The organism is Staphylococcus sp. Mo2-1, assembly GCF_046721385.1.
GTDB classification, from domain to species: Bacteria; Bacillota; Bacilli; order Staphylococcales; family Staphylococcaceae; genus Staphylococcus; species Staphylococcus equorum_A.
In genome coordinates this window covers 2,378,859-2,402,427 of record NZ_JBEUUK010000001.1, presented here as the reverse complement: position 1 = coordinate 2,402,427, position 23,569 = coordinate 2,378,859, and the positions used below count along the sequence as shown (strand labels likewise).

The 23,569-nt window shown below is 31.0% G+C and carries 23 protein-coding genes and 1 pseudogene; 20 read left to right on the top strand and 4 right to left on the bottom strand.

Annotation, left to right across the window (positions count from 1 at the left end):
• The first annotated feature begins 3 nt into the window (after positions 1-3).
• Entirely contained in the window at positions 4-768 is a 765-nt protein-coding gene (gene sbnI, locus ABLV95_RS12155) for a bifunctional transcriptional regulator/O-phospho-L-serine synthase SbnI (RefSeq protein WP_427705821.1), read from the top strand.
• Between the two features lie 226 nt (positions 769-994).
• On the opposite strand, the gene ABLV95_RS12150 is transcribed toward sbnI, so the two are convergent.
• The gene (locus tag ABLV95_RS12150; RefSeq protein ID WP_460875826.1) at positions 995-2,896 is read right to left on the bottom strand and encodes an endonuclease/exonuclease/phosphatase family protein; all 1,902 of its coding nucleotides are present in this window, start codon (positions 2,894-2,896) and stop codon (positions 995-997) included.
• Positions 2,897-3,154: 258 nt separating this feature from the next.
• Here ABLV95_RS12150 and ABLV95_RS12145 point away from each other — a divergent pair.
• The 10 genes and pseudogenes from ABLV95_RS12145 (at position 3,155) to dcm (ending at position 14,793) form a co-directional block, all read left to right on the top strand.
• A pseudogene (locus tag ABLV95_RS12145) lies at positions 3,155-4,931 on the top strand (metallophosphoesterase).
• Between the two features lie 85 nt (positions 4,932-5,016).
• Entirely contained in the window at positions 5,017-5,694 is a 678-nt protein-coding gene (locus tag ABLV95_RS12140; RefSeq protein ID WP_427705827.1) for a hypothetical protein, read from the top strand.
• A gap of 346 nt (positions 5,695-6,040) precedes the next feature.
• Positions 6,041-8,071, top strand: a complete 2,031-nt coding sequence (locus ABLV95_RS12135; RefSeq protein ID WP_460875824.1) for a Z1 domain-containing protein — start codon at positions 6,041-6,043, stop codon at positions 8,069-8,071.
• A gap of 109 nt (positions 8,072-8,180) precedes the next feature.
• On the top strand, positions 8,181-8,807 hold the full coding sequence (locus ABLV95_RS12130) for a hypothetical protein (RefSeq protein ID WP_460875822.1): 627 nt from the start codon (positions 8,181-8,183) through the stop codon (positions 8,805-8,807).
• Positions 8,808-8,810: 3 nt separating this feature from the next.
• Entirely contained in the window at positions 8,811-9,218 is a 408-nt protein-coding gene (locus tag ABLV95_RS12125) for a hypothetical protein (protein WP_460875820.1), read from the top strand.
• Entirely contained in the window at positions 9,205-10,842 is a 1,638-nt protein-coding gene (locus ABLV95_RS12120) for a hypothetical protein (RefSeq protein ID WP_460875818.1), read from the top strand. Before ABLV95_RS12125 ends, ABLV95_RS12120 begins: the two co-directional genes overlap by 14 nt.
• 2 nt (positions 10,843-10,844) lie before the next feature.
• Positions 10,845-11,795, top strand: coding sequence for a hypothetical protein (locus ABLV95_RS12115; RefSeq protein WP_427705833.1), 951 nt, complete (start codon positions 10,845-10,847; stop codon positions 11,793-11,795).
• Between the two features lie 4 nt (positions 11,796-11,799).
• Positions 11,800-12,477, top strand: coding sequence for a hypothetical protein (locus tag ABLV95_RS12110; protein ID WP_427705835.1), 678 nt, complete (start codon positions 11,800-11,802; stop codon positions 12,475-12,477).
• Positions 12,478-12,480: 3 nt separating this feature from the next.
• Positions 12,481-13,464, top strand: a complete 984-nt coding sequence (locus tag ABLV95_RS12105; RefSeq protein ID WP_460875816.1) for a phospholipase D family protein — start codon at positions 12,481-12,483, stop codon at positions 13,462-13,464.
• 33 nt (positions 13,465-13,497) lie between these two features.
• A complete protein-coding gene (gene dcm, locus ABLV95_RS12100; protein WP_427705839.1) occupies positions 13,498-14,793 on the top strand; it encodes a DNA (cytosine-5-)-methyltransferase in 1,296 nt (431 codons plus the stop codon).
• A gap of 127 nt (positions 14,794-14,920) precedes the next feature.
• On the opposite strand, the gene ABLV95_RS12095 is transcribed toward dcm, so the two are convergent.
• Positions 14,921-15,286 carry a DUF4870 domain-containing protein gene (locus ABLV95_RS12095; protein WP_427705840.1) on the bottom strand — a complete coding sequence of 122 codons (366 nt, stop codon included), beginning with the start codon at positions 15,284-15,286 and terminating at the stop codon, positions 14,921-14,923.
• A gap of 179 nt (positions 15,287-15,465) precedes the next feature.
• Here ABLV95_RS12095 and ABLV95_RS12090 point away from each other — a divergent pair, with 179 nt between their 5' ends.
• Positions 15,466-16,428, top strand: coding sequence for a helix-turn-helix transcriptional regulator (locus ABLV95_RS12090; protein ID WP_427705842.1), 963 nt, complete (start codon positions 15,466-15,468; stop codon positions 16,426-16,428).
• Between the two features lie 39 nt (positions 16,429-16,467).
• Here the strand turns inward: ABLV95_RS12090 and ABLV95_RS12085 are convergent, their stop codons facing one another.
• Positions 16,468-16,626 (bottom strand): hypothetical protein, encoded by a 159-nt coding sequence (locus ABLV95_RS12085; protein ID WP_427705844.1) that lies wholly within the window; start codon positions 16,624-16,626, stop codon positions 16,468-16,470.
• A gap of 106 nt (positions 16,627-16,732) precedes the next feature.
• Here ABLV95_RS12085 and ABLV95_RS12080 point away from each other — a divergent pair, with 106 nt between their 5' ends.
• The 7 genes from ABLV95_RS12080 to ABLV95_RS12050 all read left to right on the top strand — a co-directional run bounded on the left by ABLV95_RS12080 (position 16,733) and on the right by ABLV95_RS12050 (position 21,028).
• On the top strand, positions 16,733-16,891 hold the full coding sequence (locus tag ABLV95_RS12080) for a hypothetical protein (RefSeq protein ID WP_427705846.1): 159 nt from the start codon (positions 16,733-16,735) through the stop codon (positions 16,889-16,891).
• 131 nt (positions 16,892-17,022) lie between these two features.
• On the top strand, positions 17,023-17,391 hold the full coding sequence (locus ABLV95_RS12075) for a hypothetical protein (RefSeq protein WP_427705848.1): 369 nt from the start codon (positions 17,023-17,025) through the stop codon (positions 17,389-17,391).
• Positions 17,375-18,091: an ImmA/IrrE family metallo-endopeptidase gene (locus ABLV95_RS12070; RefSeq protein ID WP_460875814.1), complete on the top strand. Its 717-nt coding sequence runs from the start codon at positions 17,375-17,377 to the stop codon at positions 18,089-18,091. The genes ABLV95_RS12075 and ABLV95_RS12070 overlap by 17 nt, the downstream gene beginning before the upstream one ends.
• Before the next feature lie 323 nt (positions 18,092-18,414).
• Positions 18,415-18,681 carry a hypothetical protein gene (locus ABLV95_RS12065; RefSeq protein ID WP_460875812.1) on the top strand — a complete coding sequence of 89 codons (267 nt, stop codon included), beginning with the start codon at positions 18,415-18,417 and terminating at the stop codon, positions 18,679-18,681.
• An 80-nt stretch (positions 18,682-18,761) separates the two neighbouring features.
• On the top strand, positions 18,762-19,745 hold the full coding sequence (locus ABLV95_RS12060) for a hypothetical protein (protein ID WP_460875810.1): 984 nt from the start codon (positions 18,762-18,764) through the stop codon (positions 19,743-19,745).
• Complete coding sequence (locus ABLV95_RS12055; RefSeq protein WP_460875808.1) at positions 19,735-20,250, top strand: hypothetical protein; 516 nt, start codon at positions 19,735-19,737, stop codon at positions 20,248-20,250. Before ABLV95_RS12060 ends, ABLV95_RS12055 begins: the two co-directional genes overlap by 11 nt.
• Positions 20,225-21,028, top strand: coding sequence for a hypothetical protein (locus ABLV95_RS12050; protein ID WP_460872170.1), 804 nt, complete (start codon positions 20,225-20,227; stop codon positions 21,026-21,028). The genes ABLV95_RS12055 and ABLV95_RS12050 overlap by 26 nt, the downstream gene beginning before the upstream one ends.
• Positions 21,029-21,309: 281 nt before the next feature.
• Here ABLV95_RS12050 and ABLV95_RS12045 read toward each other — a convergent pair whose 3' ends face one another.
• A complete protein-coding gene (locus ABLV95_RS12045; protein WP_427705856.1) occupies positions 21,310-21,918 on the bottom strand; it encodes a GNAT family N-acetyltransferase in 609 nt (202 codons plus the stop codon).
• 283 nt (positions 21,919-22,201) lie between these two features.
• Between ABLV95_RS12045 and ABLV95_RS12040 the strand changes: the two genes are divergently transcribed.
• The gene (locus ABLV95_RS12040; protein ID WP_460875805.1) at positions 22,202-23,464 is read left to right on the top strand and encodes a putative glycoside hydrolase; all 1,263 of its coding nucleotides are present in this window, start codon (positions 22,202-22,204) and stop codon (positions 23,462-23,464) included.
• The last annotated feature ends 105 nt before the right edge of the window (positions 23,465-23,569 follow it).

Sequence of the window (23,569 nt, the reverse complement as noted above, 5' to 3'; positions counted from 1 at the left end):
AAAATGGAACAAATGTATAATGCATTAAAACTTGTACCAGTGGAACATATAGACTTACATGAAACATTTGAGCCGAAGCGTTTAGAAAAGACAAAGCAAAGTATTGAAGCGGAACAAATTATGAGACATCCAGTATTAGTTACACAAACACAATCAGGTAGATATATGGTCATTGACGGTGTGCATCGTTTCACGAGTCTCAAGGCACTTGGATGCCGCGTTGTACCAGTTCAAGATATTAATGAGACACAATATTCCATTAGTACATGGAATCATAAAGTGCCTGTTGGTCAGTGGTGGGAAAATTTACGACAAGATGATAGTTTGCCATGGACGACAGAAATTAAAAATACCATGCCATTTATTACAATGTGCAAAGGCTATGACGAACAATATTTATATGTAGAAGATTTAGGAGAACAGAAATTAGAAGCGTGGGCAAAGGTTGTTACCAGTTATAGTCAAACCTATGATGTGGAACGTATGGCACAGAGTGATAATACTTGTGTATCTAACCAACATATTTTGATGAAATATCAGTCGCTTGGTTTTCAAGAAATCGAAACAATCGTTAATAGAGGAGAAACTGTCCCAACCGGTGTCACACGTTTTAATATTTCTGGTCGCTGTCTTAACTTACAAGTGCCGTTAGCAATTTTAAAAGAACAAAATGAGCTAAATAGAGATGTAAAATGGAATAAATTCTTAGAGAAAAAAATGGATAGCGTACGTTGTTACTCTGAAAAAGTCTATTTAGTTGAGCAATGACGTCTTAATTATAAATAGAAAAACAGCCTGGGACATAGAACATGTCTCAGGATCATTTTTATATTGGCAGTGGCTGACTGAATTGAAAATGCGCTTATATCAAGCTTTTTTTAGTTCTAGTCAGCTGTGCCGGGGTGGGACGACGAAATTTTATTAGAAAAATTAGATTTCTGTCCCACTCCCCATTCTGTCGACAAAGTCTTATGATTTTGTCGATTTTTTGTACCTATTTAGTTTTTTCATCTTTACGGGCCTGTTTTAAATCAATTTGAGCTAATAGTGGATCATGATCACTCGCACGGCCTGACATATCAGTGAAATCACTGTTTACATGAATTGGATCTAATTCTGTATGGTTTTTCAAATTATTTGAAACGAATATATGATCGAGTGCTTGTGAATTACCTTGATAGTTGTATGAATAACGTTCGCTTTCAGGTAAATCATAAATCATATTGCTCATATTAAAGCTTTCAAATGTTTTTAACGGTTTTGACCATTGGAAATCATTATAATCGCCAACGGATACGATATTGGCATTAGGGTTGTCTTTTTGGACTTGTTCTACAAAGTGTCCAACTGATTTGGCAATTTCAACACGCTGATTTTCACTTTCTAATACTGGAGGTTGTTGACTACCGAATAGTGGTGTATCACCATTTTTAGAGTTCCAATGATTCGCTAATACAATGACTTGTTCTCCATGAAATTTAAATTGAGCAGCCAATGGTTTTCTAGAATCATCAAAGGCCGGATTATTCGGGTCGATGCGACCTGGATTTAATGTTAAGTCGCCATCTTTATATGATACTGCTGTGTCTGCATCTCCAGATTCAATAGATTTATCAAATTGAACACGTTTAGGATTATATAAGAAACCAACACGGATATTCGCATCAGGCTGTCCGCCGTCTTCATTCATTGAAGGATCGATATTTAAATATTTATACTTTGGTCCACCGACTTCTTCAATATCTTTAATTAAACGTTCGTAAGATTTATTAGCTTCTGGTCCGCCTTCTTTTGGACCGTCATTATCTTGTACTTCAGTCACGCCGATAATATCAGGGTTCTTCATATGTTCTGTGATACCATTCGCAATTTTATCCGCTTTATCCTCTGTTGTAGATGATGAATTGTTAGAGAAATTTTCTAAATTATAAGATGCAACATTGAGCTTTTGATTACTCGGTTCAATGGAAGTTGGTTGTGGCTCAGTGTCACCCTCGACATGTGCTTGTTTCATGTCATCTAAATCTACATTTAATTTGTAGTTTTGGAATCCATAATTCACATGACCAATAATTGGACCTTTAAATTTATCGCCTGTTGCTACATCAAAATCACGTGCTTTATGATTATCATACATTTTAAAAGGAATACGTTCACCATGCTGATCATTTTCTTTTAAACGTACACCGCCATTGTCCGTTTCAGCTGGTTGGTCGTCTAAAACAGTGAAAAGGTCACCGTGTTCTTGTGGGCCAACACTTCTGACGTCGCCAACTTCAACACGCATGCCTTCTAGCGATTCCCAGTAGTCAATTGCGTATTGCTCACGATCAAAGGTCTGAAAGTTATCATTTGCAGAAATTTTACTTGGTACTTTTTCAATCACATAGGGCTCAGGCAATTGTTGGTTACTTTCTTCAATAGCCACGTTGCCACCTTTATCGTCACGTGCATTAATTTGAGTTACTGGTAAGTCTGTTTCCTGTTTATCATCATAACCATCAATATAATATTCATCAACAGTGCCTGTAACGTTAACTAAGTCACCTTTTTGAGCGTCATAATTTTGATTACCCGTATAAATGATAAGACCCTCAGATGTATTCGGGTTATTATCCTGTTTATCGTCAGGTGTTTCAATATGTAAGTACTTGCCACCATTTAATTCATATTGATATGTGACAATCCCTTTTATGTTGTTCACTTTTTTACCATCGTAAGGTGATTGATGACCTTCGCCTTGGATATCGTGAATTTCTATACTTTTTGTCGAACTATCTTTTGTATCTTGCGCATCTTTCTCTGTTGTTGTTGCGTGAAGTGTAGTAGGTGCTATGACAGTAGTTGCTAATGCCATAGACGTGATAAATGACCAAGTTAATTTCTTCAAAACCATTCCCCTTTAAATTTCAAATTTAATTATATTGTAACAAAGCTAATTCAAAGGAATTGTTAAGCTAAGGTAAATTAATATTAAGTTTGGTTTATGGTAGTGGAAATAAAAGTGAATAAATTGGTTTTTTTAAATATACCTAAATAAAATTAAATAGTAATTTGAAATTTACAAAATCCATATAGCATTAACTTTAAATTAATACTACATTGCTAGAATAGTGAATGAAACATTAAAAATTCCTATTGGGGGGTACGTGTGATGGCATATAAGTATCGTTCTATTGCTGTAAGTACTGTAATGAGTCTAGCTATAGTATTTACTACAGTTTCAGCACCAACAGCTGATGCAAGTGGTTCAGGTAGTGCAACAGAAGGCGAAAAAAACGGTGATATTGAATTACTGGATAAAAAACCTAAAGTAGCTGAGGTTCCAGAGAACAACAATCCTAACCGTGTAATTACAAATTTTAAAGGTGACACTAAATCGGAAATGGGTTTTAGTTGGTATACCACAGACAAATTTAAAGATTCTAAAGTATGGGTTTCAGAATCTAAAGATTTTTCAGACGCAAAATCATTTGATGCTAAACCTAAAAAAGTAGACTCTAAGTATCTTGAGAGGGATAAAGAGGGCAATATCATCTATAAAGATGTAGCCAAAGATGATGAAGGCGAACCTATTGAAAAAAATGGCAAACCTAAAGTAAATGGTTTTTATACCGATGAAAATGCAGGTGGCCCTGAATGGACGAGCGGCGACAAGCATGGTAAAACAGATTTAATCAAAGAAAAAGAATATACATACAAAGCACAAGCTAAAGATTTAAAACCGAATACACAATATTACTACAAAGTGGGTAGTGAAAGTGGGAAGAAAAGTGAAATAGGTAAGTTCAAGACTTCCGGTGATAAAGGCGATCCATTTAGCTTTGTACAATACACAGATACGCAAAATGCTTTTTGGAATGAGAATGTAAGAAATGAAGCAGCATTTGGTGCTGATACATTGAAAAATGCAATTCAAACAGCAGGCGATCCTAACTTCGCACTACATACAGGGGACTTTGTAGAAACTGCTGAAGTTGAAGATGAATGGAAAGATTTATATAAACAATCTAGACCATCATTTATGTCTTTACCAGTTGCCTCAGCACCAGGTAACCATGATGAGTATGCATTAAACGAAGAAGACGAAAAATTATTGAATAAATTCAATGAGCACATGAACGTACCAAAAGAAAATGACGCTGTTAATGGCGGTTCGTACTATTCATTTGATTATAATGGGGCACACATGGTAGTAGCGAATACAAACGACAATAAGAAATCAAAAGACAATCCAGATGAAAAAGCCATTGGTGATGAACAGATGGAATGGATTAAGAAAGATATTAAACAGGCGCGAGACAATGGGGCAAAATGGGTTGTTTTAAACTTACACAAACCAATGTATTCTAAATCATATCATGCACTTTCAGATGAAGATGTGAAGAAAGTAAGAGATGAATTAACAAAAGAAATTGATGACCTTGACGTTGACTTAGTATTACAAGGTCACGACCACGTGTTATCACGTACACATCCTCTAGAACACACATCAACGAAAAATAGTTTTGTGAATGCGAAGAAAGAAGATACGGAACAATTCGTTGGCGAAGATGGCGTGAAATATTATGACGACCCAGAAGGTTCAGTCTATGTATTACCTAACACTGGTGGTACGAAAGAATATGACAGTATTTATGACCGTTCATTAGAGCACATTAAAAAGGTTAGACCAGAATTAAGTCTGGTTAACTCAGAAAGATTTAGATCATTACAATAGTTTATTCAAACTAGGTGCGCAACCACAAGAAACAGACGCATTTAAAGATAAACACGAAAATAACAGAGATTCATCAGCTCAAAACTTCTCAGTATATGAAGTTGAAGGCGATCAATTGAAAGTTAAAATTTATCAACTACGCGGTGACATCAGTAAAGGTGAGCAACGTAGCGTAGAACTAGTAGATGAATTTGGTATTCAAAAAGATTAAATATAATTAAAACTGATACCTAAGCTGTAATTTATTTTATAGCTTAGGTATATCGGTTTTCCTTTGAAAAAGGAGACTTTGTTTTATGAAACAATATATTAAAGCATTATCAATGATATCCATTTGTACAGCGTTACTTATGGGTTGTAGTAATGAAGAAACTGAGACAAATAATCATTCTGGAAAAGAAGCAGTAGCGCAAGAGTCCAGTAAAGAAGAAACATCACATAAAACTCAAATTTCTGATGAAGAGCAGAAGAAAATAAAAGAAGAAATGATAGATTGGTTAGCTGAAGATAAAAAAGAAGACGGTAAGGCAGTCTCCAATCGTTATTTTAGTACAAGTAGTATTTCTGATGGTGATTGGTATGCGGGTACGGAAAAGGGAGAAATTCAAATCAATAATACAGGCAAACCTGGGCCTGAAGCATTCGATTTGCATGCTGTTACTGGTGCCGTTATATACACACCTAAAGATGGCGAGGTAGGCTTTGATAAAGAAGCGGAAGATCTTTCTAATGTAGAAGGTTATAAGGAAGTTGCAGACTTAAGTAAACCAGTGACAAAATACATTTTCACAGAAGAGGGCAAGGTCTATGAATACCAATTTGAAGGTAAGGAAGATGTGACTTTAGCATCAGGATTTGCACCGAAAGACCATACTGGTAAAGATCCCAACCTACGCCCAGATCAACAATTTAAAGAAACCGAAAACAAAGCGTTGAGTAAGTTTTATAAAGAATTGGTTGAAGAATATAAATAATATATCAAAAAGAGCTGGAATTTTAAAATTCCAGCTCTTTTTGATGAGTCTAAAATAATTAATAAGATAATAATATTTTATGTAAAAATTATTATTTGAAGCAATATAATGAATTGTTAAGTTGGAGCTATTCATTATAAAATGATAACTTTAAAATGAATATTAAATAATTATCATTTTTGTATTGTTCTAATTTAATAAGGCTATAAATGAATGCCAATATAAATAAAGATATATTAAAAAAGATCACTAAAAGATGTGAATTAGGGATATAATAACTTACAATAGTATTGTATATACATTTTATGACAATCACTTCAATAAAGATAAAAAGGGGTTAATAAATATGAGCTTTGCAAATGATAAATATGAGTTACATAAAGTGGCAATTGATAAACATAAAAATAGCGGTTTAACATGGGATGAGATACTAAATTTAGAATTTTTAAATGATGATACTAAAAGTAAAACGAATTTTTTGGAAACACTTGCGTTAGCTAGTGGACAAGAGCCAATTACCATTGAAGAGTGGGAACTACTTGTTATTTATTTGAAAAACTTAGATAGAAAAGTAGAGTTAAATAAGCTCGGAAGAAAAATAAAAAACAATGCAAAAATAGCGTCAGATAAGTATTCTGCATGGCAACTTTATAAAAGAAATTTAAATGATAAAGGTTTTTCTAGCAAATCTATTGATGAAATTGAAAGATCCTCTATAAATATATTGCAAAGTTTATCTACTGATACTAAAGAAGATAGGCCGATTAAAGGACTTGTTGTTGGTAATGTTCAATCGGGGAAAACAGCCAATATGGCGGGATTGATGGCAATGGCAGCTGATAATGGTTTTAACTACTTTATTGTGCTTTCTGGTGTTATTGAAAACTTACGTAAACAAACTGCTAATAGATTGTTTGATGACATGAATGCATATGGAAGTGGTAAGTGGAACTGGAGGCACATTGATAATCCTAAAGTTAGATCAACTATGCCAGAACATAAAATTAGCAATTTCAACTTATCACCTAAAAGTAGAGATAGGTACTTTACAGTATCTTTAAAAAATAAAAGTCGTTTAAAAGAATTATCTAAATGGTTGCTACTAGATATGAATAAATCGCGACAATTGAAAATTTTAATTATTGATGATGAAGCAGATCAAGCGAGTATAAATACTAAAGATACAAATGACGGAGAATATACTGCAATTAATGAATTGATTCGAAATTTAGTGAATAATAATAATTTTTCTGGGATGAATTACATTTCATATACGGCAACACCATATGCTAACGTATTAAATGAAACTTCAGAAGATTCACTATATCCTAGAGATTTTATATCTTTATTAGAACCATCAGAAGATTATATAGGTCCAAGACAGTTATTTGGCATGGAAGAGCCAGAGAAAAGTCCAGGTTTGGATATAGTACTGCAAATAAATGAAAGGGATGCAGAAATAGTACGTGAGATCCAAAAGGGTGAATTTAATCAACCACTTCCGATAAGTTTTACTGAGTCCATTCAATGGTTTTTAATCACTGTAGCTTGTATGAGAAAGTTACGATATAGAAAACCTATTAGTATGTTAGTGCATACTAGTTTTAAAATAGACCACCATAATATAATCGCTGATAAGATCAAGCAGTACTTAATTCATATGAAGGATAACTCTGAAGATATATTAGGCAACATGAAAGACTTGTATGAAAGAGAAAAATACACACTTACTTTTGAACATTTCAAAGAAAATATGAATGGTTATTCAAGTCTCAATAAAGTACCAAATTATCCAGATTGGTCAGATATATCAATAGAACTAAATAAAATTTTTAATTTAAATTCAGATGATTTTGTTTCGCACGTTAATCTAGATGAAAATGATAGCCCAATTTATCATAAAGGAATACATATGGCTATTGATAATAGTAGAGCAAATTCTAAAGACCAACACGTGCGATTAATCTATCCAGAAAAAAATAATATGCCTGAAGAAGCGCCCGCTTTTATTGTTGTTGGTGGGAATACATTATCGCGTGGGTTAACTTTAGAAGGATTAACTACTACTTATTTCTTAAGATCAACAAACCAAGCAGACACTTTGATGCAAATGGGAAGATGGTTTGGATATCGTAAAGGATATGAATTATTTCCACGAGTTTGGATGGATGGTTTAGCACAAGAAAGATTTACCTTTTTGAGTCAAATGAATGAGGAATTGAGAGATGAAATTAGAGATTATGCAGAAAATGGTAATACTCCGTTAGATTATGCACCTAGAATTAAAAACTCACCAAATTATAAATTAATAAGAATTACTGCTAAAAATAAAAGTCAGGCGAGCAGAACCTTCAGAGTTCGATTTTGCTGGCTTTAATAGCCAGACAGTATATTTTGAAAATGATATTAATATATTGAGGGGTAATATAAATGCTACTGAGAACTTCCTTAATAATTTAGAATCTCCAAGAATTAAAGGTAGTAAGATGGTTTGGAATAATATAGAAACACAGAAAGTTAATGCATTTTTAGAGGAATATAAAGTTTCAGAGGTAGATACAAAAATGTCGACACTTCCCGCACTAATAGAATGGTTAGAAAAAAAGGGTGGAGAATTTGAAAATTGGAATGTTATTTTATCTAGTGTAGGTGATATAAATAATACCCTAGAACAAAATAAAGAATGGAATATTCATGGTTACTCACCTTCTAGTGTTAATCGTTCTAAGTTGAGAGGTAAAAGTAACGGTGAAATTACAAGTATTGGTGTTTTAAGAACTCCTTCAGATCTTTTGGCAGATATAGAAGAAAATATTAAGTTGAATAATGCTAAAGTAGCAGAGGTACAAAAAATTCGTAATAATTATGGGCTTAATAAAGTCCCACAATTAATTATTTACAAAGTTGATAAGGACTCTAAACCTAATCAATCTAGAAGCAAATCAAGGGAACCACTTAACTTTAAAGAAGATATAATTGGGATAAATATTATGATTCCTAGTGTTCAAAATCAAACTAATAAAAATTTGACAACATATATTAAAGCTAATATAGACACTTCAACTAGGATGATAGATGAAGATGAATTTATTGATGATTGGGAGGAAGAATAGATTATGAAGATAAAAAATGCTGTGAATGATGTTCAAAGTATGTCTCAAGATGGCGATGCGATATTACGTTCACTTCAAAATAAAAGTTTGCCAGTTTTAGACTTACTTGTTCGCGAATCTTTACAAAATAGTTTAGATGCTACATTGCCTGATATGGAAGAAACTAAAGTGAATTTCAAACTAGGAAATTTCAATTCTCCTAGTTTAGCTAGGTATTTTGAAGGTATATCTGAAACATTAAATGAGAGGTACAGTGGTAATGAAGAATTTATTGCTATCAAAGATAGTAACACTAGTGGTTTAACTGGTGACTATAGAGCAACTGATGCTTCAATCGCAAATAAAAGTAATTTTTTTAAACTTGTATTTGGTATTGGTAAAAATCAAGAGGCAGAAGGTGCTTGGAGGTAGTTGGGGGTTAGGAAAAACAAGCTATTTTAGATTAGGTGTAGGCATAGTTATCTATTATACTCGTGTAAAACACGAGGAAAGATATGAAGAAAGATTAATCGCATCTTTAATTGAAAGCCCAAAACAAGAAAAACGTTTATTGCCAGAAAATGGACGAGGAATCGCTTGGTGGGGGCAATTTGATGAAAACGATCAAAATCAATTATTGCCTATTACAAATGCTGCTGAAATTGAAAGTTTCTTAGAAATTTTTGGTATGGAAAGATATATTGAAAATGAAACTGGTACAACTATAATTGTTCCTTATTTAGGTAGGAATGAAATGTTTTCAGAAGTAAAAGATGAGAAAAAATATCCGTGGGAAAACTCTAGAGAAGATGCAGTTAGAATAGCAGTTCAAAGATGGTATATGCCAAGGTTAATGAATGAAAATTATAAAAATATTAATGGTAATTCAATGTTGAATTGTACTGTAAATGATTCTGGATTTATTAAAGAATACAATACGGAACCAACTTTTGATATTTTCCAAAATTTATATACATCAGTCGCTATGGGTAAAGCAATGGAAGAAAATATTATTGTAGAACCTGTGCATTTACAACGAAATGCTATGAAAGACCCGAGTAAAGTACCAGTAGGACATGTTGCATTTATAGAGGTTGATAGAAAATATATGCAGATGATACCTCCAAACAATAAATATTCTCCCTTAGAATATATCGGAGTTAAAGATGAAATGAAAATCGAACTAAACAATTCGAAAATAATTGCATATACACGAAAACCAGGAATGGTTATAGAATATAGTGTGGATGGTGAATGGTCCCCTAAAGCTAATATTCTGAAAGAAGATCATAATTTATTGGGATTTTTTGTTCCTAATTCCAGTAAAGAATTGATAGATAAATATCAAGAACTAGGATATAAAGATTTGGAGCAATATTTGAGAGCTACAGAAAATGCAGACCATGCTAATTGGGTTGATGAAGATGGTATTGGAATCGTACGCAGAATTAAAGAATATACAGCTAAGAAGATTAATGATTACTTTTTAGGTGAAACGATAGAGAAGAAATCATCTGCTACATCAGGCTTATCAAGGAAGTTTGGAAAAATGTTATTACCTCCTAAAAATTATGGGAAAACATCATCAAGTAAAAAAGATATCAATAAAGATAAACGAACTGTTGGTAAGCGTAATAGGATTTCTGATATTAAAGTCGTTAGATCTAACCCTATCGATGAGCATACAGTTGAAGTGGAATTTAATACTAGTATTCAAAAAGAGTCAACTAATCGTATTTTTATTCAAATTTTATCTCAAGATAAAAAAATAGAAAAAGATGAGTGGATAAACAAAGTTAGTAATAATGATTTCCCTTTTGAAATTGAGGATTTAATTATTCAAAATATTGAAGAAGAATATTTTGGATTAAATTATAAAGAATTTAAAGACCCAAATATATATTTTGATATTTTAGAAGACAAAAGCGAAATTCGTATTAAATCAACAGTTAGTAATCCAATAATTATAGAAGGAAAACTAATTTTAAAAATGAAGACAAGTGAATTCATACCAAATCTTGCTATTTCTTCACAAATAAATGAAGGGGATGAATGATTATGAAACAATCAACAAATCAAGTGGCTTTATATCGAAAAATAGATGAAGCTAAAATTGAAGAAGCACAAATTCACTTTTCTCCATTAGAATTATTTTATGATGATTCAAATGAAGATGACCCAAAACCTATAGATATGACTTCACTAGAAGATGTTGATATTCAAATAAATGAATTTGATTCTATGTGGTCCCCGCATGAAAATAATTTAAATATAAAACAAACTTTGTTAGTAGATAATCACAAGGTTTTATTTGGAGGTGAGGGAGTGACTTGTAAAGAAAATACAATAGGTTATGCAGTACATATCCATTCTAGAAATTCAGGTTTTCAAAAAATTCTTCAAATTGGTAGTTTTAGATATAACGATGAAAACGTTCAAATAAATTTTGATTATAATTTTAAAGCTCAATCGATCAGAGGAACAGTAAATCTAGATTTCTTCTTATTTGTCAAACAAGTTAATGAAACTAAACCATTTTTCGCCAATAAACCAGGAATGAAATTAACATTAGAAGATTTAAATTCATTTTCTATTATTGTGGATGGATCAGGATCGAGTTTCCCTATAACTGAGTTCAGTGATAAAGATGCTCCTTTGTGGAAGGTGAATAAAAACTGGACTGAGGCAAGTGAAGACAATTTTGATAGTTCACAATTAAGTTTAATGTTTAATACTAAGCATTCAATGTTTAATAAAATAAACAAGGGCGAAGGTCAAGCTAACAAGATGTTAACAGGTACAATTACGCTTCAGGCTATGGCAATGATCATAAATGAAGTTATCAACGTAGAGAAAAATAACATAGAAGATGAAGATAGTTTGATACCCGGAACAATTTTGGCAGTAGTATCTTATTGGGTAGAAACATTTAATATAACGACAAATGATATGTTTACTATACAAAGTTCGCTATTTGAAACAATGGAAAAAGAAATGGTACAGGGGTGATTGAATGATTAACTGGGATAATATAAATTATGATCTTGGCAAAGCTACCAAGGACTTTGCTTATTTATCAGTTGAAAGTAAAGGTATTGTACCGATTAAACCTTTTGATGAATTTTTATCATTAAGAGAAGAACTTATAGCTATTCGCGATGAGGTATTTGATGAATTAGGATTAGATAATGTAAATAAATTGGGTTATACGTTTGATTTAGCTTTTGGAATTAAAATCTATAAACTATTGAATAGTGAAATCGGATTTAATAATAGGGTAGCTGTTAATGATGATGTGTGGAGATATCTATCAATAAAAGTAATACCTGACATAGTACATGCTAGATGGGAATTTAATGATTCACATTTTTATAAAGATACCCGGAGAATATGGTTGAAAACAATATGGTGGTACATACATTTATCTTGGCAAGGTAATGAAGAAGATACTTTGAAAATATTGGAAAATAATAGTACAGATACAATTATGCAACTTGTTGATAGATCAGGAATTGGTTATAATATTGAACTTTACCGTGAAATTATGAAAGAATATCAAAATTATAATGACAGAAAGTTATTCAGAAGATTACTTATATTAAACGTTGCTAGAATCCTAACCATGTCGCCAGACCTAGTTGAAGGTGGTATTGAAAGGTATGTAAAAGACTTATATGAATCGGTGAAATAAAATATGATATTCGAAGAAGACTTATATAAAAAAATAATTTTAAAAAATAGTAAAAAGTATAGTAAGTTGAAAATTATAAGTGGATACGCATCTAGTACTTTTCTTAAAAGAGTTTTAGATGATGTTGGGAAAATAATTGTTGACTTATATATTGGTATGTCGCGAGAAGGCATTTCATATACTAATCATCAAAATTTTCAGAAGTTATCTTGTAGTAATGAAAATGTGAACGTTTATTATCAATATTCAGGTTATCCTACACATATTAAACTTTATGAGTTTTATGGTGTTTCTAATTCAATCAGTTTTGTGGGTTCAGCAAACTTTAGTGAAAATGGTTTTTCTCATAACAATGAGCTTTTAATTGAGGCTAAAGAAGATTTTTCAACTCTTTTTCAGAGACAGCATGAAAAATCAATATCATGTACAGATACTAAAGTAGAAGACTTCATTAACTTTTATGATGATGACGATTTAGAATTAATAGCAAATAAAAATAAAAAATCAATAAAAGATAATATGAATCGAATAAGAAATTATAAAAATAATGATTCTAATGATAATAAAGATCCGATTAGAAGAAAAATATTTAATTTTAATAAAAGTTTTAAGGTGAGACCACATAATAGTGGGATTATTTTACCTATCGTTACCGATAAGATTGCTAATGCTTCATGGAAGACTACAGGTATTAATAGTGTTTTGATAAATAAGGATTCAAACTTAATAAAATCTAATAAACACTCTTTAAAAGATCTATTTCCGAATGATGGATTTAATATCATAGCATTTGATGGAAAAACCTACAATGCAAAATTAAAAGGTAAATTTAATAGAGAGTTACATCTTGAAAATTGGAGTTTTTATGATGAAATTGCTAAAATGATAGAGTTGGAAGAAAGTCGTCCGATAAAGCATGAAGATTTAAATAAACTTGGATTCACAAGTTTTTATTTCGAAAAAAAGAAGAGAATGTTTATATCATGACTATGATAAATGATTTTTAAGGGAGGGTAACAAATGTTTAAAGTCATTGAGACATTTAGTGGTATAGGTAGCCAATCCCAAGCCCTTAAAAATATCGGTGTAGATTATTCAATAGAAGCAACAGTTGAATGGGAAATAGCCGCAATATATGCTTACGATATCATTCATAATGGTGCACAAAATTTAAAAGATTATAGACATCATACAAAGCAGTCGATAATAGAAGAATTATCAAAGTATAGTATTTCTAATGATGGCAAAGAACCAATAACCACTAGAGGTATTAATTCAATGAGTATGTCACATTTAAAAGGTGTTCTTGCGGCTATAGATAGAAATAATAACTTGGTTGATATCACTAAAGTAGATGCTGAGGACCTACCTGAAGCTGATTTACTTACTTACTCTTTTCCTTGTCAAGATTTATCAATTAGCGGTAATTGGCATAAAAATGAAGGCGGTATAGATCGTGATGCTAACAACCGAAGTACACTATTATGGCAAATAGAACGCATTTTGATTGCTTTAGAAAATAGTAATAAACCATTACCTAAATTTTTACTGATGGAAAATGTTAGCAATATACTATCAAATAAGCATATCAAAAACTTTGAAGAATGGTGTTCTTTTTTAGAAAGCTTAGGCTATATTAACCAAGTATATACATTAGATGCAAGAGATTTTGGTGTACCGCAAAGTCGAGTTAGAACTTATATGATAAGTGTATTAGCAACTGATCACGAAGTGGTCGAAGAGCTACAAGATTATTTTTTCTACAATAATCTTGAAAATTACCAAGTAGATTATTCTAAAATGAAATCATTAGAAAATTATTTGAGGTTAGATTATAGCAATGATATATATAGAAATGAGGCAATAGAAAGTACTCCACAATTCACTCAGTCTCGTGAGAAAATCTATATGTTGAATAAAAAACTTGCTAAAGGACAAAATGAAATTTTAAGTACTTTCGCAAGAACAGTAACAACAAAACAAGACAGACATCCTAACTCAGGTATTATATTATATGATGATCAAAATCCATTGACGTCTATTAACAGTAAGTATAGAAATTTAACTCCGCGAGAGTGCTTTTTGCTGATGGGTTTTAATGAAGATTCATTTAACTTATTAATGAAAAATAATATTTTTGCAGAATCAAGTAAAAAATTATTAACTACTTCAAAATTAATAAAACTTGCGGGTAACAGTATTGTTGTACAAGTTTTGGAAGTAATATTTGAACAGTTGATGGAAATTAATGAGACAATAATTAAAAAGCATGATCGTAAACTAGAAAGTGTTGAAGAAACAATATATTTAACGTGAGTTTATTCTTTTCAAAAGTAGAATTAATGTATTATAGAAAACCACCTTCATCATCAAGATGAAAGTGGTTTATTTTTATTAAGCAGAAAAAGGTGTAGGTGAATTTTCAGTCTATCCCAACCCATTTTTACTTTATAATTTCAATCGTTAATGGCACTACAAAGTCTTCACCTTTATTTACTGTAACTATTCCAATAATTGTATAAATGAAGGCCGCAATAGTTAGTACAAACAATGGGATATAGCCAATAATTATAATCGTAAGAATTAATGAAATAATGAAATAAGATGTATAACTAATTGCGAAATTCAAGTAATTTTTGCCTTGCTGATTAATGAAAGCTGATTCGTCTTTTTTCATTAACCAAATTATAAGTGGACCAACAAATCCTGTTAAAATATTTAAGATCCAAAGCAACATAGCCATACTTTTCTCGTTTTGTGTAACATTTTGGAAAACGTGTGGGTTTCTAGATTGGTTTTGTAAATTCATATTCTCACCTTTATTTTCAAATTTTCAATCGGTTAAAGCAATTTACTTTTACAAGACATATGTTACATGGATTGATAGTCAAAATATGTCTATGATCAACAAACACTTTTATAAACGGAACTATAACTAACTTAGGCTTGTGCTATAATGCTCATATCGATAAATAAGGCGGTATTTTTATGGCGAAATCTACAGAGATATTAGAATTGTATTTAAAGTTTATGGACGGGGAAAGAATATCTAAACAAGAGATAAGAGGCTTTTTTGATAATAAATCAGCACGAACTGTACAACGTTATATTTCGAATTTAAATGCATTTTTAGATAGTAAAGAAGAGACTGCGCATTTAAAAATTGAATATGATACTCAGAATAATGTTTATTATATGTTGAATAATGGAGAAAATCATTTTGATAAGAAACAGATCCTTGCAATACTAAAAATTTTAATTTCTACTAGAGGTCTAACAGAAGAAGAATTGTATATGATTGTCGATAATTTAAATTCTAAGTTAAGTGACACAGATAAAACTATAATTAATAAAACGATACAATCGGAGTTAACAAATTATATATCAATGAATAACGGGGAACCATTATTAGATAAAATTTGGTATATTAATGAAATCATTTTAAAAGGTAAAGCTATCACATTTGAATATTTTAATGCTTTGAACAAAGGTAGACAACATACGATTAAGCCAATGTATATAACATATTCAGAACTGTATTTTTATTTAGTCGGTATTAACACTAAAGGAACTGTTTTAGTTTTTCGATTAGATCGAATTCAAGAATATAATGAAATAACTAAGCAAATAGAATTACCCAAATCACCTTACTATAGAGAAGGTGAATTAAAAAAACGCATTTACTTTATGTACGGTGGTGATTGGAAGAGAGTTAAATTTGAATTTAACGGTGGAATTATTGAATCTGTACTAGATCGCTTTCCAACAGCACAATTACTTAAAAAAGATTATGTGAATAACAGATTTTTAGTAGAGATTGAAGTCATTGGCGATGGTGTGATGATGTGGTTACTTTCTCAAGGGAGTAGAGTGAAAATTATATCGCCACAATCTATTAAAGCATCATATTTAGAGGAAATTAACAAAATAAATCAATTATATAAAGATTAAAACATAACAATAGCCCTAATCATTTCGAGATGATTAGGGCTATTGTACTTTCCGTATAACTTTAAGGTTTTTGGTTAATTTTTTGAGCGGTGTATCTTTAATTGAGGCATAGAATAAGTGTCTACCTACAGCGCTAATTACTTTACCAGAGTAAACTTTATTATTTAACACGATGTGATAAGAATCGAATGTCTTCACATATATCGGCTCCTTTTCAATTTAGGACAATTATACATAAGGTAGGCAGCCAATTTTTGACTACTCAAATTGATATTATAGCTTTAATAAATAAGGAGTTGATTACATGTTTAAGTTAGATGATAAAACGAAACAAAAAATAGTTGAAATGATTTTTGTTATTGAAGATGATAATAGTGGGAAAAAGGATCGATTTAAAGAAATAAAATTAAAATATAATGACAAATCAATATTTAATAAATTGAAGTTATGTTTGAAAAACTAGACAGTTAATAGCTGTCTTTTTTGAGTTATTGAATGTTTAAAATAAAAAAAGCGTAATAATTTTAAAAGATAAAATATTTTTATAGTAATCTTTAACATAGTTGTGCTAAACTCAAAATAAGGGGGGTAGTTGTGAAGTTAATACCAAAATATACACGAGCTGAAATTATAAAATTAGTAAAACAAAAGGTACTAGATTCAAATGAAGACTTACAAAAAAATTCAGAAAAATTTAATGTTCCTTATAGTGATTTGCAAAAGGTTTTATCGTTAAATGCTGTATGGACACCTAAAGAATATCAACTAGCTTCAAAAATTCTCGAGATCAGTGTTGAGACACTATTAGAAAATTTAGAACAAGAAGATTTAAGTAATGTTTCTTTCAGAGCACTTGAAAACAATGAAGCAATTAATAATAAAGTAAGTCAGTTAAACGATATTTTTGAAGAGCTTACATACCAGTTGAAAATCGGAAGTGATATAGATGGAAGAAAAGTATAAAGAGACGATTAAACGAATTCAACCTATTGCGCAATCTTTGATAAAGAAGAATAAATTACAGTATCCACTAAATGATTCTTTAACTCTGTTATCCAATATGGGCTATTATATTATAAAAGCAAAAGCGCCAAGCAATTTGTCTGGATTTTACATGAAAAAAGACAGTTTTCCATTTATTTTTGTAAATGCAAATCATAGTCTAGGACGGCAAAATTTTTCATTATGGCATGAGGTATATCATCATTATATGGAACACCAAAATGGTATAAGTGATTTTGCATCAAATTCAATTGAGGAACGAGAAGCAGAAATATTTGCTGGATTAGTGTTATTGCCAGATGAAGAAATCAAAAAATGGTCAGAAAAATTTAATATTGAAGATGCAAGTATAATCGCTCAAATGAGTGTTTATTATCAAATGAGTTTTAACGCAGTGGTTATCAGGGGGATGCAGTTAGGCAAAATAGAGTTTAATACATATAAAGCGTTGAAAAAATTATCTTCACTAGAAAAGCGACAAGAACTATTAGCAATATATGAACAAAACAATCTTTCAACATCAGTCATTCAACCGACCAATCATATCAAAATATCCTCTAATATTATGTCCATACTCCAAAAGAATCATCAACAAAATTTAATAAACAGTCATAAAATTAATAGCATAATAGAGAAAATCGAGGTGCTAAATGAGACATAACAATATAACGACTCCGATCGTAGACACAGACATATGGGTCTTTTTAGTAATGTCAGGCTATTACAAGCGGTTAATTAAATATTATGGTTACTTACAATTTTCAGATGTAGTTGAAAAGGAAATTATGCGGTGGGGAAAGAGTTCTGATAAATCGAAAGAAATAGCGATGAATTTCCAAATATTAAAAGAAGCGAGGAAAGCTAAAAGTTATTTTATTTGAAAATTTTGAAATTTTAGAACAAAAAAGCATTAATCATCAATTAAATGAATACGGTCTTAAAGCAGTATGTATTCAAGAAAAAAACAAAGGCGAATTCACAAGTTTGTTATATGCATTACACAAAGGCATTGAGAAATTTAAGACTAACGATCGCAAATTTGTATCAGAGATTAGTGAAGATAATTACGAAGACATCAATATCATAAATTGGGACGAGATTTTGGATAAATATAGTGTGAATCCAAAGGAAAAATTCGAGACAAGTAAATTGATTACGAGTAAAGAAATCAAAATGAGCAATAATAAACAAGAATATAAAAAACAAAATCAAGATCCCAGATGGGATAAATTGAAGTTATTAATGGGATAATATTTGAAGTGTTAGTGACAGTGAATTTCTAATATCATTTTATTTAATAGTGGAAATAGTAAATAAAAAGGAGAAGTAAAATGTCGATACTAGTTTTAATATTTATTATAGGATTAAGTACTTTATTCTATAAAAAATTTAATTTTTCTGCATTGTTATCAGTTGGAGTATCTATTGGAATGATACTCTTCTTTTATGTTTTTATAGTTTTTATCTTTATAGTTGGTATTAAAGTTACACTAGTAGGTGGTCTATTAATAAGCGTGGGTCTAATTTCATTCTATATAAAGCAAATTAATGACTGGAAGAAAAGTATCATTAATACTGAAAGTACAATAAAATTTAGTGAAGATTTAATTGATTTTATTATGCCATCTGATATGGTGGGTGAAAACATTCCAATTAATCGAACTGAATACTTTAATATGGGAACTGAAAATAATATATCTGATGATGTCTATCCTGTTATTTATAATGCAAGACCATTGAAAAATGAAATGAAATTTATGGAATATGGATATTTAGTAAACACAAATGAAATTGTAATTAATAACCAAATTCGAAACAAAAATAAGGAAGATAAAAAGGATAAATATGTAAATGAAAAAATAAATATATCATTTCAAGATTTATATAAGCAAATTAGGATAGGACATTTATCTATACTATTATATTATAAGAAGAAGCCTCTAGTTATTAGATCATTGCCATCTAATTTAGCTTTAATAATTGATTATACTATCAATTCTGGTTGGAGTAAGGCTGTAAACGATGTTTTGAGTGAAAAAGCTTTTGTTGATGAAACAAAAGAACAAGATATAAGCCAAATAGAAGACATTGAAAAGATATTTGAACAAAAAACTAAAGAATTGAAAAATGAAACCTTAATAAATAATTCAATTAATTCACAATTTGCAAGTATTTCTCCTGGAGTTATGGATGATTTAAATAAATCTCAAATAAATGCTAGGTTTAGCGAAACTAATTACAAAGTGAACAATGAATTTACTGGAGATAAAGTTAAAGCTAAGGGGCATGGTGTAGCTGGAGAGCATGCTTGGTAATGCATTAGACAAAATGAAATTGAGAAATGCAAAAGGATTAGGACATGATAATTCAAAAAATGGGGCAGATAGAATAGTTAATGGTAAACTGATTCAAACAAAATATTGTAAATCTGCTAAGGATAGTATTAATAGCGTTTTTCATACAATTGATAATAGACAAACTGCTAAATATACTTATAATAGTAAAAGTAAAAAAACAATGATGATTATTGAAGTTCCTAAGGACCAATACAATGAAGCATTAAGAGAGATTGCAAGAAAAATTAATGGTAAAGCAGTACCAAATGAAACAGATCCACGAAATGCTCATAAGTATGTAAAAAAAGGAACTTTAACCTATAATCAATCACAAATTGCACAAACTAGTATTTTTGATAAAAAAGCACATTCTCAGTTTATAAATGCAAAAGGAGAAAAACAAACAGCAACTTTTTTACAAAAATTAAAATATTCAGCAGGTATAGATTTTATGGAAGGTGCTTGGTACTGCAATTCCTGGTAGTGTAATTTCAAGTGTCTGGGTTTATTGGTCATGTAGGACTAATGGTCAAGATATGAAACAGTCATTTAAGAAGGCAAGTATTGCTTTTGTAAGACCAGTAGCATATAGTGGTTTTACATATATGCTTGCTTCACAATTTGCTGGGAGTAAAGCAGGTAAAAAAATAGGACAATCAGTTATTAATACACAAATTGCATCGAAGTTTTTTAAGAATTCTCAAAAAAATGCTACAAAATTTGTAGCTGGTGGAACTTTGGTAGTAATAAATGCCGCAGTAACATTTGGACCTGATGTGTATAATGTGTTAAAAGGTAGGATTTCGCATAAACAACTTGTGAAAAATACAGTAACTACAAGCTTAGGTGCAGCAGGTGGGATGGCCTTAGGTTCCATTTTTGCACCAGGTATAGGAACAATTATTGGTGGAACTATCGGAGGGACAATTTCTTCATATAGCGCCAAGAAAATTATGGATAGTTTCATTGAAGATGATGCAGTAGAAATGATTAGAATTGCAAAAGAAGAGTTTATTGATAATGTAATTATGAATGGGGTTAACCAAGAGGAATTTGAATATATATTAAATGAAACGTTTTTACACAAAAACTTTAATAAAATGTTGAAAGTTATGTTTGTTGCTGAATCATCTAGAGAATTTATTAGAAAAGTATTTAATGATTTAGTAATAACGGTGTTTAAAGAAAGAAAAGGTCCTGAAGAGAGTGAAATCATAGCCTTTATTGAGAGTGTTTATGATGAGTCTCAAGAGGTAGCGTAAATATATAGGTATAAATTTCATCACCTTTTTTCAAAAATCAAGTAATGTTCTAATGAATTTATAAGAACCAATAATTTAAAAGATGTTGAAAACCTGAAGTATAAAAGCATGTAAAATATTTATAAATGTTTTACATGAAACATTCCTTCCACCCCATCACACCAACAAGGTCAGTCATCGGGTTGTCTGGCCGGACAATGCCGGATGTCTCGAAACAACAATAAAGCACGCGCTTCTTAGCTAAAAGGAGTGCGTGCTTTTCATATCTTAAAAAGTAACTACTAACCTAGATATTTCTGCATTTTATATACTTTAATATCGCCTTCGCCAGTTTCACCCACGTAATCGTAACCTTGTTTCTGGTACAAGCGCTGGGCAGAAGCGTTATTGATTTCTACTGTCAGTGAAATAGTATTATAGCCTTTATGTAAAGCAAGTAGTTCAGCATAAGTAAGTAGTTTTTTAGCTATACCCATACCTCTAAATTGAGAAAGTGTGGCAAGCATGCTTACATGATATTCTCCAGAACTACCTTCATCTAAATTAATCAAAGCGACTATAGCTTTAAAGTTATTGATGAACTGAGGCACAATTTGGAGTTTCTGTATTTTCACTATTTGTTCGACAGTGGATAGTGTCTGACTTTCAAGCGTATCGTAAGGTAGATAAGAGATAGCGCCAGCGGGTTGACCATCTACGAAAGAAATCATCGTATTGTTATAGCTAAAGCGATTGCCATTTTGACGCCATAAACTTTGCATGCCTTGTTCAAGTTTAGATTCATCATCTGTATTGAAAAAGACTTTGGCCATATCATCAATTGCTAGTAGGTTAAAATACCCACCTTCTTGTAATTCAGGGTAGGCAGGTTTAATTGTTATATGTGACAAAAGCATCCTCCTTTTCTGACTCACGAATATTTTATATTAACATTTACCCTTAAAATGATATAAATAAATTGAATATCAAATTATTTCACAAGGAATTATTTAATTCTACGATTGCTAAATATATAAAGTGTCCAATTATTTTGTTATAACAAAAAATGACTTAATAATAAACAATAACTTTTATAATTAAACGTTTGCAACATAAGTGCATTGTGCTAAACTTAAAATCAAGGCATTCGAACGTGAAGGGATACCTAAGTTTATGTTAAGGGGTAAATTAATAATGAAAGAAAAACTGATTTTATCAACGATACTTGCGGGGACGCTTGTATTAACGGGGTGTGCGAATGATTCATCACAAAAGGGTTCCGAAGAAGATAAGCATAAAAATCATGCAAGTGAATCAAAAGATAAAGAAAATGGTAAACCTTATAGTGACGTTGCGTATCCTAAAGATGGCGTGAAAGGTATTTATGTTACTGCAAATTCAACAAATGGAGAAAAATTTAAAGAATTAACGAAATTTATTAATGAGACTGACTTAAATGCGATGGTCATTGATGTTAAAGATGACACTGGTAATGTGACAATCAATTTCAATACTGGTAATAAGCAGATTGATGATAATACGATAGACATCGTGGATGCAAAGCCATTGCTTAAGCAAATGGAAGCAAAGAATATTTATCCTATTGCCAGAATAGTTACTTTTAAAGACTCAAAATTAGCTGAAGACCACCCAGAATGGTCATTTAGAGAAGAAGACGGCTCAGTTTGGGAAAATGATGGTGGCGATAAGTTTGTTAACCCATTTAATAAAAATGTATGGGATTATAATATCGATATTTCTAAAGAGGCGGCTAAGGCTGGATTTAAAGATATTCAATACGATTACGTGCGTTTCCCTGAAGGTTTTGAAAATGTGGAAAGTAGTTTGCAGTACAACAAAGGTGCATATAAAAATAGTAAGTTAAGTGATGTAGATCAACGTGTAGATACAATTACTCAATTTTTAGGTACAGCTAGAAAAGAATTGAAAGATTATGATGTGAAAGTATCAGCAGATGTATTTGGTTATGTCGCGATGGTCGAAGAAGCACCTGGTATAGGTCAAAGCTTCCCTAAAATTGCGAAAAATACAGACGCAATTTCATCTATGATTTATCCTTCGCATTGGAGTCCAGGAGATTTCGGTCTTGCGACACCAGATAAAGAACCGTACAAAGCAATAGATAATTATTTAGATAAAGAAACGTCAGTGTTAAATGCATTAGGCAAAGATAAACCAAAATCACGTCCATGGTTACAAGATTTTACTGCTCAATATTTGGGTGAAGGAAATTATAAAGCGTACGATAGTCAAGCTATTGAAGACCAAGTCCGAGCACTTAAAGATCATGGTGTAAATGAATTTTTATTATGGAATGTTGCGAATGATTATACAACAGGCGTAGACTATACACCTGAAGCAGATAAGGAAAAATTAAAAGAAAACAAACAAGAGTTAAAGAACGAATCAAAAGAAAACAAAGATAAAGAAAAGTAATATTTAACTAAATTAAATTGCCGACAAAGACTCAGACTTTGTCGGCAATTTTTTTGTGTGTTGTATTTGACTCAATATTAAAGCTTCAAATAATTTTAACAAACT